Source organism: Rhizobium sp. X9, assembly GCF_018873185.1.
Taxonomy (GTDB): Bacteria; Pseudomonadota; Alphaproteobacteria; order Rhizobiales; family Rhizobiaceae; genus Agrobacterium; species Agrobacterium oryzihabitans.
The window spans coordinates 1,056,293-1,074,332 of the sequence record NZ_CP071312.1; the positions used below are offsets into that span (position 1 = coordinate 1,056,293).

Genomic DNA, 18,040 nt, shown 5'->3' on the forward strand with positions numbered 1-18,040 from the left:
TTCCCTCAGCCGTTAAAGGTCTGGTTGTATTTTTCGAGCCATTGGGCCCGGCGCGGGATGATGTATTTCCAGTCCGGCGTGAAGAGGTTCAGCGATTCCATTTTCGCTTCCGGATAGGCAAGGAACTTCGCCGTCTCTTCGCTGAACTCGATGCCCTTGACCGAGGGGGCGCTGAGCGTCGCTTCCGACAGCATCTTCTGCACGCCCGGATCGAGGATGCGGTTGATATAGGCAAGCGCAAGATCCCGGTGCGGCCCGCCCTTGACCAGCGCGATGGAATTGATGCCGGTGAACGCGCCTTCCTTCGGGAAGGTCATGTCCAGCGGCACGCCTTTTTTGGTGTGCGGATAAACGGCCTTGGAATATTCGATACCGCCGAAATCCGCCTGGCCCTGCGCAACCATCATCGTCTGCGCTTCCGCATCATAGATCGACAGCACGTTCGGCTTCAGCTCGGCGAGTTTCGCCCAGCCGGCATCCGTATCGTATTGCGCTTCTTTCAGCGGCTTTCCGGTCGCAAGGGCGGCCGCCACCATCAGCATCAGAACGCTCTGGGTGTTCTTCGGCGTATTCAAAAGCATACGGCGGGCATATTTCTTGTCGAACATCTGTTCGTAGCTTTCGAACGGCTTGCCCGTCGTCGGATTATAGAACAGGCCGGCGATCGAAATTGCAAAACCAACACCGAAATTGTCTTCGAAAAGATAACGCGTATAGACATTCTTGAGGTTGGGGATTTCATCTGCCGGCAATTGCTCGATCAGGCCTTCTTCCTTGGCCTGGGGAACGCCGACATCGTCCATCGACATCACGCTATATTGCGGATTTTCGCGGGTGGCGCGCAGCGTCGCGATGTTGGCAAGCGTTGCGCCTTCGGTGGTCAATACCCGGCACTTATATTCCTTTTCGAAAGCCGGGATCACTTCCTTCTTGATCAGCCCGCCCTGCGCCGAATTATAGACGCCGACATACATGGTGCGGTCCTGAGCGGAAGCCGCGGTATAAAAATAGGGTGTGGCGAGCGTAGCAGCGGTGACTGTCAGAAAACTGCGCCGTTTCATGATGATGGTCTTGTCTGTCATTTCCGGTACCCCTCTTGTTGTTGATTTACATAGCCATTGCCCGGCGCAGACCCACCAGCCTGTCGAGGACGAGCACGACGGTAACCGCCAGAGCGATGATGATGGTGGACATGGTCGCGACCGAAGGATCGAAGACCGTGCCGATCTGGCGATAGAGAACGATGGGCACGGGCAGGTTCGCTGAATCGGCCAGCCACATCGAAACGGGATAATTGTCGAAAGAAACCATGAAGCAGAAGATCGAGCCGGAGGCGACGCCGGGCGCGATCTGCGGAAAGATCACCCGTGTAAAGGTTTTCCAGCGGGTGGCGCCAAGCGTGCGCGCCGCCTCCTCGAGGCTGACATTGACGAGCTGAAGGCTGGTCAGAACCGTGCGGATCACATAGGGCGACGTCACCACGGTATGGGCGATCAGAAGCTTCAGCTTGGTATCCATCCAGCCATAGCCGGAAAAGAGCTGCAGCAGCGCAAGGCCGGTCACCAGCACGGGGAAGATCAGCGGCGACAGCAGCAGCCCCTTCATCAGCGAACGGCCGATGAACTTTCCGCGGGAGAGCGCGAAGGCAGCCGGAACGCCGAGCGCCAGCGAAAGAATGGTCGTCGCCACCGCCAGTGCCGCGCTGAACGTCAGGCCGGCGGTAAACTCCTCGTTCTGCATCACCATTGCATACCAGCGGAACGTGAAGCCCTGCGGCGGAAAGGTGACGAAGTAACTGTCGGAGAACGAGATGGCGACGACGAGGATGATCGGAGCCAGGATGAAGACCATCATGGCGGCGGTGATCGCGTAAAGTATGATGGTGGAAGTGCCTGTCAGCTTGTTGTTCATGACGCGCTTGCCTTGATACGACGCCCGCCGAGCAGCCTCATCGAGACGGCGTTGATCAGAATGACGATGAAAACGAGGATGGTGGCGATGGTGGCGCCGAACGGCCAGTCATAGACCGCGAGAACCTGCTGTTCGACCATGTTTCCAAGCATTTGCGAGCCAGGGCCGCCGATCAAAGCGGGAATGACGTAGGATGCGGAGGCGAGCGAGAACACCAGCGTGAAGCCTGCCAGCAGGCCGGGAAGGCTAAGGGGAAATGTGATCCGAAGGAACACCTTCCAAGCGGGCGCTCCGAGTGTGCGGGCGGCCTGCTGAAGATTGGGATCGATCTTGCCAAGAGCGGAAGACAGCGGCAGCACCATCATCGGGAAGAAGATGTGGAGAGAGCCGATGATGACGGCGGCATCCGAAAACAGCAGCGTCAGCGGGCTCTCTATGATCCCGAGATTCATCAGGACGTAATTCAATAGCCCTGTCGGGCCGTTGCCGAGGATAAGCTGCCAGCCATAGGCGCGGACCACGACGCTGACGGCGAGCGGTGCGATGACGATCAGGGTGATGATGCGGGTTGTGGTAATATTGCCGCGCACCAGCACCGTTGCGACCGGATAGGCCAGTATCGCCGCGATGACCGAGGTGATGAGACTGATGCGGATCGTCGCCCAGAGCACCTTCTGGTAAAGATCGACCTCGAAGAAGCGAATATAGTGCGCAAGCGTGAATGGTGTGCCGATCAACCCTTGCGAATTCTGCGTCATGACGCTGAACGTCATCAGGCGAATGGCCGGAAGAAAGAAAAAGAACAGCAGAAAGATCAAAAGCGGCAATATGAGTATGCCGGGTGAAAACAGCCGGCGCTCGATGGCTTTCCAGCCGGAAACTCCACGGCGTGGCAGGGCATGTGGTTCCATGATCGCAATATCCGACATCTATACTCCCGTCGCGTTGAATACGGCACGAGGCATCGCGTTGAGCCGAACGACGTCGTCGTCCCGGCCCTATGACTAGAATTTGCTGGGTGTGCTCCCTGTCGAGGTATCCGGTCTTTTTGCCGGCCCCTATCGCATGTTTGTGCATTTTCGCGCCGGTTACCTCTTTGGGTAATATTGCCCGACACGTCGTTCCCGTGTTGTTGCATGAAGCTTAGGGGCTAAGCCGACGGGCTGCATAATAGTTTATTGCTCTGAGGTCATCGCATACGAGTATGGACCGGGCAGCCGTTTGAAACGGATGCATCAAAATCCCGTATGACCTCACATCGAAGTCGTATTGGGGAAACGGCTGGAATTTCCCGTAACCTCTTTGTCAGCACCGGCACCGCGAAGATGCCTGCCCTTCACCGTTACAATCGGAAATGATCCATGCCCACCATCGCTCAACGCCTTAACAACGTCACCGTTTCGGCCTCGCTCGCCATGACCCAGAAAGCCCGCGATCTTGCGGCCCAGGGTATCAAGGTCATCAGCCTGTCTTCCGGCGAGCCGGATTTCCCCACGCCGGCCCACGCTGTCGAGGCGGCGCATGCGGCAGCCCTTGCCGGCGATACGAAATATCCCCCCGCAGACGGAACGCCAGCGCTTCGGGCCGCGATCCAGCGGAAGTTCAAGCGTGATAACAATCTGGATTATGATCCGAGCCAGATCCTGGTGGCAGGCGGCGGCAAGCAGATCATCTTCAACGCCATCATGGCCACCTGCGACCCGGGCGATGAAGTCGTCATCCCCGCGCCGTCATGGATCAGCTACGCCGATATCGTCAAGTTTGCGGGTGCCGTGCCGGTGCCGGTGGTCTGCCCGCAGAATAACGGCTTTCGCCTGCGGGCCGAAGATCTCGAAGCCGCCATTACCCCGAAAACCAAATGGCTGCTTTTCAACTTCCCTAACAACCCGACCGGTGCCGCCTGCTCCCGCGCGGAAATGAAGGCCATTGCCGAAGTCATGCTGCGGCATCCGCATGTCTGGATCATGACCGACGACATGTATGAGCATCTGATCTATGACGACTTCGAATTCTGCACCATCGCAGAAGTCGAACCTCGGCTCTATGACCGGGTTCTGACCGTCAACGGCGCATCCAAGGCCTACGCCATGACCGGCTGGCGCCTCGGTTTCTGTGGCGGCCCGAAGGATCTCATCAAGGCCATCAGCAACGTCAACACCCAGAACAGCGGGGGTGTGGCGACAATCGTGCAGGCGGCGGCCGTTGCGGTTCTCGATGGCCCGCAGGATCTCCTGAAAGAGCGCGCCGACATCTACAAGACGCGCCGTGACTTCGTGCTCGAAAGATTTGCGGAAATCGACGGCATTCGCTGCCACAAGCCAGAAGGCGCCTTCTACATCTTCCCGAATATCGGGGAGTTAATCGGCAAGACGACGAAGGCTGGCACGAAGATCGAGAATGATACCGATTTCGTCATGGCGCTGCTTGCCGAACATCAACTTGCGACAGTGCAGGGCGCGGCCTATGGCATGAGCCCCTTCTTCCGGCTTTCCTATGCCACCAGCATGGAGAATCTGGCCGAGGGATGCACCCGCATCGCCGAATTCTGCAATGGAATGAAATAGGGAGAACAGCATGTTGGGAGGAAGTGGCCGTGTCATCATGGTTTCCGGTGCATCGCGGGGCCTTGGCCTTGCGATCGCCAAAAGGCTTCACGAAGCCGGTTTCACCGTCGCGGCGGGAGCGCGAAATCCGGACGCCATTGACGTGAAGGACCGGCTTTCGGCCGATCGATACGATGCGGAAGAGGCAGGGTCGGCGGAGGCCTGGGTCGAGGCCGTCGCGGAAAGATACGGCCGGATCGACGGCCTGGTGAATTGCGCCGGCATAAATCCCAAAGTCCGGGTCATGGATGCGGGCGAGGACAGCCTCGACCAGATGTGGCGCATCAACGTCAAGGGGCCGCTGAGGGTAACCCGCGCCGCCATTCCCCATCTCGTAAAAACCGGGCAGGGCAGGGTCATCAATGTCGCCTCGCTGGCGGGACGCCGTGTAGGCTCCAATGTCGGTTATGCGATGACGAAATTTGCCGTCGTCGCCCTCACCCACGGCATCCGGCAGGAACTGTGGGACAGCGGCGTGCGGGCGACAGCACTTTGCCCCGGTTATATCGCAACGGATATGACAGCCGGCGAAACGGAAGTCACCCGCGAGGATATGACCCAGCCGGAGGATCTCGCCGAAATGGTGGAAACCCTCCTTCGCCTGCCGAACAACCTTTCGGTGGCCGAACTGCTGGTGAATTGCCGCAGGGAATCGATGCTTTAGAGCGTTTTCCACGCGCGGGACCGAAAAACTGGTCCGGCGCGTGGTTTAAGAACTGGCTTGGGGCCTTTTATTTCAGGGTCTCCGCCAGCTGCAGCAATATCTCCTTCACCGCGAGCGCAGGCTCCGAGAGCGGCGTGTTGTCCGATACGCAGAAGGACAGGGTTTCCTCGATCATCGGGCTCGCAATCTGCCTGACGACGATCTGCTGGTTGGATTCCGCCACGATGCGGTTAGCGATAGCCTTGGGCGTAATCGTCGCGCCAAGCCCGGCATCCACACCGCGCGCAATGGTCCTGACCGATTCCAGCTCCGCCATCACAATCAGATCCTTGCGGCTGCGGGTGAAGGCAAGGTTGATGGCGCGGCGCACGAAATTATAGGTCGGCGGCAGAAGGAAGGGCAAAAAAGCCAGTTCTGCAACCGTGATCGGTGCATCGCCCGGTTCCACCCCGAAGCTGTTATGCACGACGAGCACGAATTCCTCGCGAAACAGGGGCGTGAACTTGACGCCCCGGATCGGCCCGACGCCGTGGATCAACCCCATTTCCAGACGGCCATTCATGATCATCTGACTATAGGGCTGGCTGACGCTTTCCGTGATGTGCAGCAGAATGCCGGGATGAAGCCGCTTGGTTTCCTCCATAAGGCCCAGTGCCAGTGTGGCGGCACTGCTGAACGGCGCAAGCCCCACCGACACCTTGCCGGACAGGACCGCGCCCGCTTCCAGCGCCTCCGCCTGCGCCTGTTCCATCTGCCGCAGAATAACCTGCGCATGCCTGTAGACGACCTTGCCGGCATCGGTCATGACGACGCCCTGCTGGCTTCGGGTCAACAGTTTCTGGCGGAAATGCTCCTCAATGCTTGCCAGCTGCTGGCTGAGCGCCGGTTGGGCAATGTGCAGCACATCGGCCGCTCTTGTTATGCTACCCATGTCGACAATCGTGATAAACGATTTCAGGCGCCTGATATCCATCTGCTGTTGATTATCCCATTACTGCTTGCAGGAATAAGATGCTCAATTTGCCGACAAAGTCCATCTTCCATTTCCCAGCCCAGACCTCTCCAAGTGGCGCGCCTGGGCGCGCCACGGCGGCCCTAGGTGAAAACGGCTATCCCTCCTGTAGACGCAGGGCGTTCCAGAAACCGCGCAACTGGTCCGTGAGTTGGGCGTAAAGCCCATAGCGCCGCCGGTAGTGCATGATCTGGCCCGCATTCGGCTCATAGGAATTCGCCACCCGCGTCATGGCCGCGACAGCCTCTTCGTAGTCCGGATAGAGACCGATCGCCACCGCCGCACCGATTGCCGCGCCGAGCGCGCCGGTCTCACGGGCCTCCGCGACACGCAGGGGAATTTCCAGAACATCCGCCATGATCTGCGGCCAGTGCTGGCTGCGGGAACCGCCGCCGGACATCACGGCGCCCTCGACAGGCAGGCCCGCTTCACGCAGCACGCCGATATGGCGACGGTGTTCGAAACATACCCCCTCGAACAGCGCTCTCAACATATGGCCTTCGCCGTGCCAGCCCGCGAGGCCGTAAAATCCGCCACGGAATTCCGCGCCCAGCCGCGAGCCGAAGATGAACGGGTGGAAGAACGGATCGTCGCCGCGTGGCGTGACGGAACCGACCTGCTCGTTGCAGCGCTCGAAGGCATGGTCGCCGTGGTCGGCCCGAACACGATGCACATACCATTCGAGATTGGCTGCGGACGTGGCGCTGGATTCGATATTGACATAGCGGTTGCGGCCGAAGGTCGTGACCATGAAGACATCGGGGCTGATGACCGGTTTATCCGCGAAAACCTGATTGATGCTCCAGGTACCGGCGATGATGGAGGCCTCCCCGGCATTGATGACACCCGACCCCATGGCGCTGGAGACGACATCGAAGAAACCGCCGATAACGGGCGTGCCTTGAGAAAGCCCCGTCAGACCCGAAGCCTCGGCTGTTACATGGCCGACGATATCCGCCGATTCCACGAGGCGCGGGAAAAAATCGACCGCATCGTCAAGCCCGTAGAGCGCCAAAAGTTCCCGGTCGAGCTTCGCTTCGGGGAAGGCGAGCAACCCCGCACCGCTGAGATCGGAAATATCATTCGCGAGGCACCCCGTCAGGCGGAAGTTGACGAAGTCCTTGCAGAACAGCACCGTTCCGGTCTGCGCATATATGTCTGGCGCATGTCGTTTTACCCAGGCCAGCAGGCTAGGCGTTTGCGCAGGCCATGGCCGCTGCAGGCAACGGGCCTGCAATTGCGCTCCGCTTTTCCGGTCAAGCTCGGCCGCCACATCGGCGGCGCGGCTGTCGAGTGACTGGATGCCGATCAGAGGCTGCTGCCCCTTGTCCAGGAGATAGAGACCGTTGCCATGGCCGGCGCAGCCAACCGCAAGGATGCTTGCGGGATCAACGGAGGATTTCGCCAGAAGCTCACGGATCGCCTCGCATCCATTGCGCCATAATTCCTCAAGATCGCGCTCGACATAGCCGGGCTGCGGAAATGTGGAATGGCCGTCAATGGCGTGTTGCGCGACCTGCCGGCCTGCCGTGTCGAACAACACGGCCTTGATCACCGTATTGCCGACATCCAGACCCAATATGTGATTTTTATCAGCCACGATTATAGATATCCCATGCTTCCTCACCGCCCGCACCCTGATGGATGATGGCCATCAAGGCCGCAACAACGGCCTTCGGATTGTCATGCTGATAGATGTTGCGTCCATAAACCATCCCGTTCGCGCCCTCGGCCACCAGAGCCGCCGATTTCGCCAGCACATTGCGCAAGTCCTCACGCCCCCCGCCCCGCACCAGTACCGGGCAACGCGCGGCCTCGATCACCTTGTGAAAATCCTGCGGATTGCTGGTGGGATCGGCCTTGATGATATCGGCTCCCATTTCCGAGGCAAGACGCACCAGCGTGACGATCTTTTCCGCGTCGCCATCCACCTGATAACCGCCGCGCACATCATTCGGCAGCATCACCAGCGGCTCAATCATCAGCGGCATGCCGAAACGATGGCAATCGGCCCGCACGCGGCTGATATTTTCGACACATTGGCGAAACAGTTCCGGCTCGTCCGGCAGCATGAACAGGTTCACGACGACGCAGGCGGCATCCATCTCCAGCGCACCGATGATCGGATCCTGATAGTTCTGGAGCTGCGACCACATGGTCCTGTGGCGCGTGGAATTATAGGGGTTGCCCATGTCGATGCGCATGACGAGCGCCGGCTTGTCGCGCTCCGGCCTTTGCTGCAGCAGGTCCGCCTGCCCGTAGGCCATCTGGATGGCGTCGGGAGCCGCTTCCACCAGCCTGTCGACGGTTTGGGCCATATCCTCCAGCCCGACGAGGAAGCTCGGTTCGTTGCAAACCCCATGATCGATGGCAACGTCCAGGCATCCGCCATTGCGGAACAGCCGGTTCATGCGCGCCTTTTTCGAAATCCGCATCATCATGCATTCTCCTTGCATCTGTGTTTAAGCATTGCTGTCGTGACCCCGTAAAAGGTCTCCAGTTCGTCAATCAGCCGCTGCCGTTCCTCTTCCGTACGCCGTTGCGACCAGCCCAGCTCGCGCGCCGCAACGTTCAGGATCGCATCGATCAGATCGGCATCGATGACGCCGGTAATGGCGAGTGTCGTGCGCCGCAGGACGAGGTCAGTCAGGTGCAGGACATGTTCGGAACGGATCAACCAGACCACCTCTGCTGCCGTGATCGGCAGATTTTCACAAAGCGGGATGTCATCCGGGCGGCCCCGGCAAAAGCCCATCAATTCGAGCGCGCGTGAACCATAGGCCGATGCCAGATGCTGGGCCCTGTCCCTACCAATCGAAAACTCCTCAGACAGCAGGGCAGGCAGGCGTCCGGCACCGGTGGGGAAATTTCTGCCGCCGCCGATTGGACGGTTCATGGTGCCGGCCAGCCGCTTGCGCCCGAGAAAAGCCAGAACCTCATCGGTCACCTGTTCGCCAAAGGCTCTGAACGTCGTCCACTTGCCACCGATCATGCAGAGCTGCGGCGGATCGCCCTCAACGCGGTGGATGAAATGGCTGCGGGATATTCTTCCGGTAAAGGCCGCATCGCTGCGCGGCAGCGGACGTATACCGCTGAAACTGAAGACGATGTCGGAATGGTCGATGGCAATTTGCGGAAAGACCTGACGGATCGCCTCGAGAATATAATCGCGTTCCTCCGGTTCGCATCGCACCCGCTCGGGACGATCCACCTTGATATCCGTCGAGCCCGCGAGAACCCGGCCAAGATAGGGAAAGAGAATACAGACGCGGTTGTCGGCATTTTCGAAAAAAATCATATGGCCGTTCAGGGCCTTGAGAAGCGCCTCATTGGCGAGGATCAGATGCGATCCCTTGGTGCCGGAGACGGTCGGTTTTGTTTTTTCCGCAGTCGAGGCGGCAGTCAGCGCGCCAATCGTCTCGTCGATCCAGGCGCCCGTCGCATTGACGATGATCCGTGGGCGGATGGACATGGTTTCATCCGTACCCTCGATCCGAAGACGATACTCCTCACCAGAACGGACCATTTCGGCATAGTTGAGCGCAATGCTTTGCGGCGCATCGGTGCGGGTGTCGATCAGAAGTTCAAGCGCAAGCCGTTCGGGCTGGCTGATCCAGGCATCATAATAGGTTGCCGAATATCTGATGTCAGGCGTCAGGCCCGGCCAGCGCTCGAGCGTCTTGCCCGCGCTGCGAAACTCATGGCGGGGCAGGATGCGTTTTTTGCGGGTAACGAAGTCATAGAGCATGAGGCCCGCCTTGATGGCGAGCGCCCCCCGGCTGGCTGGCTTCCCGCCGGACCCGACAAAGGTTGCGGCCGCATTGAACAGCCCGCTGAAAGTCGAGAAAATGGGTATCGTCGTCGGCAGCGGATGAACCATATGGGGGGCCAGCGTCAGAAGCGCATCGCGTTCCCGCAGCGATTCCGCAACGAGGCCGAATTCGCCATTTTCCAGGTAACGAAGACCACCATGGATCATACGCGAAGGGGCGGCGCTGCAACCGGAGGAAAAATCATTGCGCTCGACCAGAAGCACCCGCAGCCCCTGCAGGGAAAGATCGCGATAGGCGGCAATTCCGTTGATGCCGCCGCCGATGACGACGGCATCGAAATCACCGTCGAGCCGGATGCGGCGTAGAGCGTCCTCGCGAAAACTGGGCATAGAAATACCGTTCGCTGGCTGATGACCAGCGTCCCAATGTTGTTGACCGTTTAAAGCGACGAGAGAAAAGGGTGGCGAAAATTATGCCGTATTCGCCGGAAACCCCGCCTCAGCTACATGTTTCAGGCATCGAGCCCCACGAGATGCTCAGCGACCCCGGCGCTGATGAGAGCCAGTTCACCATCCGTCAGTCGCAGGCGTGCCGCAGCGGCGTTTTCAACCGCCTGAGCCGGATCGCGCGCACCACACAATGAGAACGTTATGCCAGGCTGGGCGATCGTCCAGGCAATCACCACCTGCGCAATCGACGCTCCATGCGCCTCGGCCACGGGTTCCAGCGCGTGCATCAGCCGCGCGATCTTCTCGCGATTTGCCTGGCTGAAACGCGGGTTGCCGTTGCGCTGATCGTCTTGCGCAAAAACCCGTTCAGGCCCGACCTTGCCGGACAGAAGCCCCAGCGCCAGCGACGAATAGCTGAGGACCGAGACCGCATTCTTTCGGCAAAGCGGCAGCAGCGTCGTCTCGATGTCTCGCCGCACCATGGAATATTCTTCCTGAATGGCATCCAGCGCGCCGGTGGCGATATAGGCCGCAAGATCCTCCGGCGAGACGTTGCTGGCGCCAATCGAGCGGATCTTGCCTTCGTCCTTCAGGCGCACAAGCGTTTCCACCGTCTCGGCAATCGGCGTCGTGGTGTCCTGCCAATGGGTGACGTAGTGGTCGATATAGTCAGTTCCGAGCCGCTTCAGGCTCTCTTCGACCTCGTACCGGATCGAAGCGGCACCGAGATAACGGTGAACGGGCTTGCCGTCCTGATGGAAGAAATAGGCGCCCTCGTTCACATGCCAGACGAGGCCGCATTTGGTGACCAGCACGACCTTGTCGCGCCTGCCGGCAATTGCCTTGCCGACAATAGTTTCCGCAAGCCCCATGCCATAGGCCGGTGCGGTGTCGATCAGGGAAATGCCGGCGTCGATGGAGGCCTGGATGGCGGCGATGGACTGCCGCTCGTCGGTGCCGCCCCACATCCAGCCGCCGATGGCCCATGTGCCCAGTCCCACGGCTGATGCGCTGATACCGCTGCCGCCAATCGTCCGGGTCAATATTGAATTGTCCGTCACGAGGTTTCCCCTTCTTCCTGATCCAGTAAATAGCCAGCGATCGCCTCGTCCACGACGAGCGAAGTCAGATAACGGCCTGCAAGCGTGGCCGCCACCGGTCCAGCCTTGATGGCGCCTGCCGCCACGCCGATGATGTTCGGGCACCGGGCAAGCTGCCCGGGATGCAGCGCCACCACGCGCGAGTTGAGATCGATCCGCGCCAGCTGCCCGTCCGCCATGGTGAGATGGGCAAGGAATTCCCCGGCAATGCCGGCATCCACCAGCGCCTGCCCGCCACGGGCCACATCCGGCAGAAGATCGTAATAGCCGGAACCGGGCGCCTCCACTGAACCGATGCCCACCAAAGCCACCTGCGCCTGCCGCGCTAAGTCGAACACTTCGCGGATCGAAGCGACATTCATCAGGAGATCGCGCTGTTCCTCATCCTCGGCAAACAGCGGCGCATGAATGAGCGAGGCGCTGCCGCCAAGCTTTTCCGCCAGTTGCGTGGCCAGATGATTGACATCCGTATAGTGCTTGCCCTGTACACCGCCGGTCAGCGGCACCACCCGCACATCGAAGCGGCGCTCCGCCTCCAGATTGTCGACAACCGCACTTACCGCCTTGCCGCCGGTAATCGCAATCACGTCGCCGTCGCGGATGGTTTCCAGCAAATGGTTGGCGGCAACCCGCCCGACCATCTGCAGCGCAGTCTCGGGATTGTCGGAAACCGTTGGCGTCACCACCGACTGCCTGAGGCCGAAACGGCGGGTGATCTCGTTTTCGAGATCCACCAGTCTCTGATAGGGACTGGCGATGGTGATTTTCACCATGCCCGCCTTGCGGCCCGCCGCAATCATCCGGTTCACCTTGGTATGGGAAAGATTGAGCCGCTCGGCGATCTCCGACTGCTTCACACCCTCGATGAAATGCAGCACCAGGACGGAGTACATCTGCCGCTGTTGATCGAAGTCGTCCTTGGTGTCCAGCATGATCGTCTCTCTCCAGTTACCCATGGCCGCCCAATGGGCGCTCAGCGGCGACGCCTGACCAGATAGTGGTCGAACAGAACCGCCGTCAGCAATATGCTTCCCCTGATAATGTCCTGCCAGTAGACAGACACATTGAGCAAGGCAAGCGAGCTGGAGACGACCGACAGAAGGATCGCCCCGAGGATTGCGCCAAGAATGGTGCCCGAGCCGCCCGAAAGGCTGGCGCCGCCGATGACCGCCGCCGCAATCACGTTAAGCTCCATGCCGACGCCGAAGCTCGGCTGGGCTGATCCGAAGCGGGCCATGTAGATGACGCCGGCTACACCGCACAACATCGAACAAAGCGTGGTGGTGGCGAAGACCACCCGGCCGACGCGAATGCCGGAATAGGCCGCGGCCTTCGGATTGCTGCCGGTATAGAACACCTTGCGGAAAGCGGTCGTGCGCCGCAGCAGCAGATCGAAGCAGACGACCACCACCGCAAATATGATCAGCACCAGCGGAATGCCGCCAAGCGCGCCCTGGCCGATGAACTTGAATTCCGGCGGCAGCGTGTAGAGGCCGAGCGGGCGGCCACCCGTTGCCAGCAGGCAGACGCCGCGCGCAATCACCATGACGCCGAGCGACACGATGAAATGATGCAGGCCGATGACCGTCGTCAGAAATCCCATGGCCATGCCGACCAATGTCGTCAGGCAGATCGCGAGCCCCGCCGCGACCCAGGGGTCAACGCCGTTGAGGAACAGCCAGCCCGCCGCCACCATCGCAAGCGCCGTGACGGAACCGACGGAAAGATCGATGCCGCCGGAGATCAACAGGATCGTCATGCCGACAACGACAATGCTTTCGATGGCGAAAACCATCGCCATGGCCCGCAGATTGTCCACAGTCAGGAAATACGGGGATATGAAGGACATCACCGCGAAAAGCGCGAGGATGATGACGATCAGCCCGGTTTCCCGCGCTTTGAGCGCCGGTTCCCACCAGCCAGTACGGCGAACCGCCACTTCTGCAATGCCCGAAGGTGTTTCCGATGTTGCCATTTTCCCGCTCCCTCAGGCCCCTGCCGGGCTCTCTGCAATATTGATCGATGCAAGCTGCATGATCTTTTCTTCCGTCATGTCCTCACCAGCAACCTCGCCGGTGATGCGCCCCTCGCGCACGACCAGCACACGATCGCTGACGCCGATAAGTTCCGGCAGCTCCGAGGATATAACGACCACGCCGACACCTTCGCGCGCCAACTCCCGGATCTGGCGGTGGATTTCGGCTTTCGCACCCACATCCACCCCGCGTGTCGGCTCATCGAGAAAGACGACCTGCGGTTCCACCGAAAGCATCTTCGCCAGCGCCACCTTCTGCTGGTTACCGCCGCTCAGGGTAGAGACGGCGTCACCGACACTGTTCGCGCGCAATTTCAACCTGCGTCCGAGCTCGTCGGCGCGCTTCATTTCCTTGCGCCGTTCGATGAAGCCCATGCCGTTCGATATCCTTCCGACATCAAGCGCGGAAACATTCGCAGCGATGGACATGTTGAGGAACAGTCCGTCGCCCTTGCGGTCCTCCGATAGATAGACCAGCCCCTCGCGAATGCTGTCGCGATAATCTTTCAGCCGCAGCGGCCGGCCGCGCAGCGCGACCTCGCCTCTGGGTTTCCCCTCCAGCCGGCAGACCGCCCGCGCGATCTCGCTTCGGCCAGCGCCGATCAGGCCGGCAAGTCCGAGGATTTCGCCGCGGCGCAGATCGAAATCGACATCGAAAACGCGCTTTCCTTCGTTCAGCCCCCGAACCGAAAGAATGACCTCGTCCGATTTTTCGTTTTCCGATAGTTTCGGCGGGTAGAGCTTGTCGAGAACGCGCCCCACCATGCTGTTGACGACTTCCTCCGGAGAAATCTCCGAGATATTCTCCGTCTTGATGTGGCAACCGTCGCGCATGACCGTGATGCGGTCGCAATGTTCGAAAATCTCCGCCATCCGGTGCGAGATATAGACGATCGCAATCCCGCGCTCCGCCAGCCGGTGCATGATCCTGAAAAGGGTCTGTGCCTCGGTCTCGGTCAGGGCCGCCGTCGGCTCGTCCAGGATCAGGATACGGCAATCCAGCGTCAGCGCCTTGGCGATCTCGACGATCTGCTGCTGGGAAATCGACAGATCTCCGGCACGGCTGGCGGGATCGATATCGCCGATTTCCCTGAGGATGGTTGCCGCCCGTTTGCCGAGTTCGCGATAATTCATGAACCAGGAGCGGCTTTGGCCTGTCTCCGACATGAACATGTTTTCCGCCACCGAAATCTCCGGGCAGAGCGCAATCTCCTGATGGACAAAACCGATACCGAGCCGGTTCGCCGCATTTGGCGAAGATATCTTGACCGCTTTGCCATCCAGCAGGATTTCACCGCCATCGGGCTGCAGAATGCCATCGATAATATGCATCAGCGTCGACTTGCCGGCGCCGTTTTCACCCGCCAGCGCGTGGATTTCGCCACGCCGCAACTCAAGTGCAGCACTGCGCAACGCCCGCACGGGGCCGAACGCCTTGTGAATATTCGTCATGCTGAGGATGACCTCGCCCATAACGCCCCTCCCGAACATGGCTTCCCTTTTACCGGCGAGGCGCAAACCTCGCCGGTTTCAGGGCGGCGCCTTAGCGCCCCTTCATATAGTCGTTGAGATCAAAGGAAGCGGCGTTCGCCTTGGTGATCACGGCGAAACCATTGTCCATCGAAGGAACCTGCATCGGGTTGAAACCGGACACCTTGTAGTCGTTGAACGGGTCGATCAGGTCCGAATGGGCACCCAGGAAGGTGTTCATGAAACCCATGAAACCCTGAACGCCCTGATTGGGATTGACGGACATGTAGATATTGCCCTGCTTGATGTGCTCCAGCGTCGCCGGGGTGATATCCGCATGCAAAATCAGGACCTTCTTCTTTGCCTCGAGAACCGCAGCCGTCGCGCCTTCGGCAGAGCCGGCCTCGGGTATCCACAGGGCGCCCAGATTGGGGTTGGCCTGCAACATGGCGCCGACCGCCTGATAGGCGAGGTTCGAATCCTGATTGGTCGCCTGACGGCCGACCAGCTTCATCTCCGGATAGGTGCGTCCCATATAGTCGATGAGTGCGGTGACGCGCAGATCGTGATTGCTCTGTCCCGGATTTTCAAGGACAGCATATTCACCTTTTGCGCCGAGCTTCTTGACGATCTCGTCGGCCGCGAATTTCGCCTCGGCGACATTGTCCGAAGTAATATAGGCGGTGCGTTTCGACTTCGGCGAATCCGCCGCAAAAGTCGTCACCGAAACACCCGAGCCGATCGCCTTGTTGATCGGCTCGATGAACGGATCGGCCTGCATCGGATGCAGCAATATGCCCTTCGGCTTCTTCACCAGCTCCTGCTCGAAGGACGCGATCTGCTTGGTGATGTCATATTCCGGCGTGCCGGTGAAAACCGCTTCACAGCCGAGCGACTTGGCGGCCTGCTTGAAACCCTCGAAGACCGGCACCCAATAGGGGTGGCTGGAAACCATGACATTCATCACATAGGTCTCGCCCGGTTCGCAGGCGAATTTGCCCGCGGCAGCGGCCGGAGAACCGGCAACAGTGGAAATGGCCACGGCAAAAACACCCGCGGCAACGGTCGATTTCAGAAAAGCCAACATATTCCCCTCCCAAGGACAATGACTTAGTCCGCAATAAATTTTATTCGATGTAATTTATTGCATGTGACTTGAGATATCTGGAAACCGAGCGCACGTCAATGCGTTTGAATTTTATTTTTTATGGTGAAATTTATTGCGGTCCGCATGAGAAATTGTAGGACGCGCCGGCAGGATAAGCTGTCGCTCGCAGATTTCCGCGCGTCGAATGAGCCTACCTGAAGGTTCGAAAGGGAAAGAGAGGAACCTTGGCCAAAAGCCGGCCGGAAACGAGAAAAGGGTCTCTGATTGCTCAGAAACCCTTTTCAAAAATTCGGATGGTGGGCGTGACAGGGATTGAACCTGTGACCCCTACGATGTCAACGTAGTGCTCTCCCGCTGAGCTACACGCCCTCCGTGGCGGCGGATAGACCACAAAACCGGTTCATGCGTCAACTGCTTTTTTTCGGTTTTATGAAGGTTTTTTGAGACCCCTTACGCCACAAGGAGTTTGTTCACCTCATCCACCAGATCGCGCAGATGGAAAGGCTTGGAAAGCACCTTGGCGTCCTTCGGTGCCTTCGAATCGGCGTTCAGCGCAACGGCCGCAAAGCCGGTGATGAACATCACTTTCAGGTCGGGATCGAGTTCGGTCGCACGACGGGCCAGTTCGATACCGTCCATTTCGGGCATGACGATATCGGTCAGCAACAGCGAAAAAGGCTCTTCGCGAAGCCGGTCATAGGCGCTCGCGCCGTTGTCGAAGGAAGAAACCTTGTAACCGGCTTTTTCCAGCGCCTTGACGAGAAAGCGGCGCATGTCGTTGTCGTCTTCAGCGAGAAGAATTTTCTGATTCATCATAAGTGACCGTAACTGCTCAATGTTTGAGATACCCTAGCCCGATTATAGGATTTTCACGGTAAATATCATGTGAAGACGAGAATCGGTATAGCGCTATATGGGCGATAGTATGGACTTGCCGCACTGTAACTGGCAACATGATCATCCTGATTGTTTGCGACATGGTAAATGGGTCTGAATGGACTGGGTAACGGGTGAGTATGAGCTGTTTGAAGTAACGGAACCTGCCGTTCAAACCCTGCCATTTGTCTATAATTCACCCCATAGCGGTCGCTGTTACCCCATCTCCTTCCTGGAATCGGCGCGGCTCGATTCGCACGAGATCCGGCGCTCTGAAGACCACTTCGTCGACGAGCTGTTTGCCGCGGCGCCCGATATCGGCGCGCCGCTGTTGAAAGCGAATTTTCCCCGCGCCTATCTCGACGTCAATCGCGAGCCCTACGAGCTTGATCCGCGCATGTTCGAAGGCACACTGCCGCCTTATGCCAACATCGGCTCCATGCGGGTGGCCGGAGGCCTCGGAACGGTGCCGCGCATCGTCGCCGAGAACATGGACATCTATGCCCACCGCCTGCCGGTCGATGAGGCGCTGTCGCGTATCGAGACGATCTACAAGCCCTACCATGCCTGCCTGCGCAGGCTCCTCTCCCGCACCCACGCCAACTTCGGCATGGCGGTCCTGATCGATTGCCATTCGATGCCAGGCAATATCCGGGTCGCCGGCTCGAACCTGCGGCCGGACGTGATTATCGGCGACCGATACGGCACCAGCGCTTCCCAGGAAGTTTCCCGCGCTGCCCTGCATTTCCTCGAGGAGCTGGGTTTCATCGCGGTCTGCAACAAGCCCTATGCCGGCGGTTTCATCACCGAACATTACGGGCGGCCGATCCGCTCTCTCCACGCGCTGCAGATCGAGGTCAACCGGGCGCTTTACGTCGATGAAAAGACGCTTTCGAAAAAAGCCGATTTCCCGGCCATCCAGGCATCGCTTGAAATCTTCATGCGCCAGCTCGGCGCCTTCGTTTCGGATTACGCGATCGAGACCTCGCTCGCCGCCGAATAACGCCGAATTCCCCGATATTTCAGATCTCTGTTCAAG

Annotated in this window: 16 protein-coding genes and 1 tRNA gene; 3 read left to right on the forward strand and 14 right to left on the reverse strand. The window is 59.3% G+C overall.

The window, feature by feature from the left end; translation table 11 throughout:
* Nucleotides 1–5: 5 nt before the first annotated feature.
* Genes JZY08_RS19765 through JZY08_RS19775 form a run of 3 tightly spaced genes read right to left on the reverse strand, consistent with a single transcriptional unit; the run spans nucleotide 6 to nucleotide 2,840 of the window.
* A complete protein-coding gene (locus tag JZY08_RS19765; protein ID WP_216333306.1) occupies nucleotides 6–1,082 on the reverse strand; it encodes an ABC transporter substrate-binding protein in 1,077 nt (358 codons plus the stop codon).
* Nucleotides 1,083–1,107: 25 nt separating this feature from the next.
* A complete protein-coding gene (locus JZY08_RS19770; protein ID WP_216333308.1) occupies nucleotides 1,108–1,911 on the reverse strand; it encodes an ABC transporter permease in 804 nt (267 codons plus the stop codon).
* Nucleotides 1,908–2,840: an ABC transporter permease gene (locus JZY08_RS19775; protein ID WP_216333310.1), complete on the reverse strand. Its 933-nt coding sequence runs from the start codon at nucleotides 2,838–2,840 to the stop codon at nucleotides 1,908–1,910. Before JZY08_RS19775 ends, JZY08_RS19770 begins: the two co-directional genes overlap by 4 nt.
* 432 nt (nucleotides 2,841–3,272) lie before the next feature.
* Here JZY08_RS19775 and JZY08_RS19780 point away from each other — a divergent pair, with 432 nt between their 5' ends.
* Nucleotides 3,273–4,475, forward strand: a complete 1,203-nt coding sequence (locus JZY08_RS19780; protein WP_216333312.1) for a pyridoxal phosphate-dependent aminotransferase — start codon at nucleotides 3,273–3,275, stop codon at nucleotides 4,473–4,475.
* Between the two features lie 10 nt (nucleotides 4,476–4,485).
* Nucleotides 4,486–5,178: an SDR family NAD(P)-dependent oxidoreductase gene (locus tag JZY08_RS19785; RefSeq protein WP_216333314.1), complete on the forward strand. Its 693-nt coding sequence runs from the start codon at nucleotides 4,486–4,488 to the stop codon at nucleotides 5,176–5,178.
* Between the two features lie 67 nt (nucleotides 5,179–5,245).
* Here JZY08_RS19785 and JZY08_RS19790 read toward each other — a convergent pair whose 3' ends face one another.
* The 11 genes from JZY08_RS19790 to cpdR all read right to left on the reverse strand — a co-directional run bounded on the left by JZY08_RS19790 (nucleotide 5,246) and on the right by cpdR (nucleotide 16,938).
* Nucleotides 5,246–6,151: a LysR substrate-binding domain-containing protein gene (locus tag JZY08_RS19790; protein ID WP_003497883.1), complete on the reverse strand. Its 906-nt coding sequence runs from the start codon at nucleotides 6,149–6,151 to the stop codon at nucleotides 5,246–5,248.
* 136 nt (nucleotides 6,152–6,287) lie between these two features.
* A complete protein-coding gene (locus JZY08_RS19795) occupies nucleotides 6,288–7,790 on the reverse strand; it encodes an FGGY-family carbohydrate kinase (RefSeq protein WP_216333316.1) in 1,503 nt (500 codons plus the stop codon).
* Nucleotides 7,783–8,625 (reverse strand): class I fructose-bisphosphate aldolase, encoded by an 843-nt coding sequence (locus JZY08_RS19800; protein WP_216333466.1) that lies wholly within the window; start codon nucleotides 8,623–8,625, stop codon nucleotides 7,783–7,785. Before JZY08_RS19800 ends, JZY08_RS19795 begins: the two co-directional genes overlap by 8 nt.
* Before the next feature lie 2 nt (nucleotides 8,626–8,627).
* Nucleotides 8,628–10,352, reverse strand: coding sequence for a glycerol-3-phosphate dehydrogenase/oxidase (locus JZY08_RS19805; protein WP_216333318.1), 1,725 nt, complete (start codon nucleotides 10,350–10,352; stop codon nucleotides 8,628–8,630).
* A gap of 122 nt (nucleotides 10,353–10,474) precedes the next feature.
* Nucleotides 10,475–11,473: an aldo/keto reductase gene (locus JZY08_RS19810; protein ID WP_216333320.1), complete on the reverse strand. Its 999-nt coding sequence runs from the start codon at nucleotides 11,471–11,473 to the stop codon at nucleotides 10,475–10,477.
* Nucleotides 11,470–12,444: a sugar-binding transcriptional regulator gene (locus JZY08_RS19815; RefSeq protein WP_035242936.1), complete on the reverse strand. Its 975-nt coding sequence runs from the start codon at nucleotides 12,442–12,444 to the stop codon at nucleotides 11,470–11,472. Before JZY08_RS19815 ends, JZY08_RS19810 begins: the two co-directional genes overlap by 4 nt.
* A gap of 41 nt (nucleotides 12,445–12,485) precedes the next feature.
* Nucleotides 12,486–13,487, reverse strand: a complete 1,002-nt coding sequence (locus JZY08_RS19820) for an ABC transporter permease (protein WP_003497897.1) — start codon at nucleotides 13,485–13,487, stop codon at nucleotides 12,486–12,488.
* A gap of 12 nt (nucleotides 13,488–13,499) precedes the next feature.
* On the reverse strand, nucleotides 13,500–15,020 hold the full coding sequence (locus JZY08_RS19825) for a sugar ABC transporter ATP-binding protein (protein WP_216333322.1): 1,521 nt from the start codon (nucleotides 15,018–15,020) through the stop codon (nucleotides 13,500–13,502).
* 70 nt (nucleotides 15,021–15,090) lie between these two features.
* Nucleotides 15,091–16,104 (reverse strand): substrate-binding domain-containing protein, encoded by a 1,014-nt coding sequence (locus tag JZY08_RS19830; RefSeq protein WP_003497899.1) that lies wholly within the window; start codon nucleotides 16,102–16,104, stop codon nucleotides 15,091–15,093.
* A 315-nt stretch (nucleotides 16,105–16,419) separates the two neighbouring features.
* Nucleotides 16,420–16,494 (reverse strand) — tRNA-Val (locus JZY08_RS19835).
* An 81-nt stretch (nucleotides 16,495–16,575) separates the two neighbouring features.
* On the reverse strand, nucleotides 16,576–16,938 hold the full coding sequence (gene cpdR, locus JZY08_RS19840; protein ID WP_003497910.1) for a cell cycle two-component system response regulator CpdR: 363 nt from the start codon (nucleotides 16,936–16,938) through the stop codon (nucleotides 16,576–16,578).
* A gap of 181 nt (nucleotides 16,939–17,119) precedes the next feature.
* On the opposite strand from cpdR, the gene JZY08_RS19845 reads away from it, so the two are divergent.
* Complete coding sequence (locus JZY08_RS19845; protein ID WP_003497913.1) at nucleotides 17,120–18,004, forward strand: N-formylglutamate amidohydrolase; 885 nt, start codon at nucleotides 17,120–17,122, stop codon at nucleotides 18,002–18,004.
* The last annotated feature ends 36 nt before the right edge of the window (nucleotides 18,005–18,040 follow it).

Bases quoted from the DNA above. Each gene is read 5' to 3' on its own strand.
- JZY08_RS19815 (WP_035242936.1), bottom strand. From the start codon at position 12,444: ATGCTGGACACCAAGGACGACTTCGATCAACAGCGGCAGATGTACTCC.
- JZY08_RS19790 (WP_003497883.1), bottom strand. From the start codon at position 6,151: ATGGATATCAGGCGCCTGAAATCGTTTATCACGATTGTCGACATGGGT.
- JZY08_RS19805 (WP_216333318.1), bottom strand. From the start codon at position 10,352: ATGCCCAGTTTTCGCGAGGACGCTCTACGCCGCATCCGGCTCGACGGT.
- JZY08_RS19785 (WP_216333314.1), top strand. From the start codon at position 4,486: ATGTTGGGAGGAAGTGGCCGTGTCATCATGGTTTCCGGTGCATCGCGG.
- JZY08_RS19830 (WP_003497899.1), bottom strand. From the start codon at position 16,104: ATGTTGGCTTTTCTGAAATCGACCGTTGCCGCGGGTGTTTTTGCCGTG.
- JZY08_RS19765 (WP_216333306.1), bottom strand. From the start codon at position 1,082: ATGACAGACAAGACCATCATCATGAAACGGCGCAGTTTTCTGACAGTC.
- JZY08_RS19820 (WP_003497897.1), bottom strand. From the start codon at position 13,487: ATGGCAACATCGGAAACACCTTCGGGCATTGCAGAAGTGGCGGTTCGC.
- cpdR (WP_003497910.1), bottom strand. From the start codon at position 16,938: ATGAATCAGAAAATTCTTCTCGCTGAAGACGACAACGACATGCGCCGC.
- JZY08_RS19800 (WP_216333466.1), bottom strand. From the start codon at position 8,625: ATGCGGATTTCGAAAAAGGCGCGCATGAACCGGCTGTTCCGCAATGGC.
- JZY08_RS19780 (WP_216333312.1), top strand. From the start codon at position 3,273: ATGCCCACCATCGCTCAACGCCTTAACAACGTCACCGTTTCGGCCTCG.
- JZY08_RS19770 (WP_216333308.1), bottom strand. From the start codon at position 1,911: ATGAACAACAAGCTGACAGGCACTTCCACCATCATACTTTACGCGATC.
- JZY08_RS19775 (WP_216333310.1), bottom strand. From the start codon at position 2,840: ATGTCGGATATTGCGATCATGGAACCACATGCCCTGCCACGCCGTGGA.
- JZY08_RS19825 (WP_216333322.1), bottom strand. From the start codon at position 15,020: ATGGGCGAGGTCATCCTCAGCATGACGAATATTCACAAGGCGTTCGGC.
- JZY08_RS19845 (WP_003497913.1), top strand. From the start codon at position 17,120: ATGGACTGGGTAACGGGTGAGTATGAGCTGTTTGAAGTAACGGAACCT.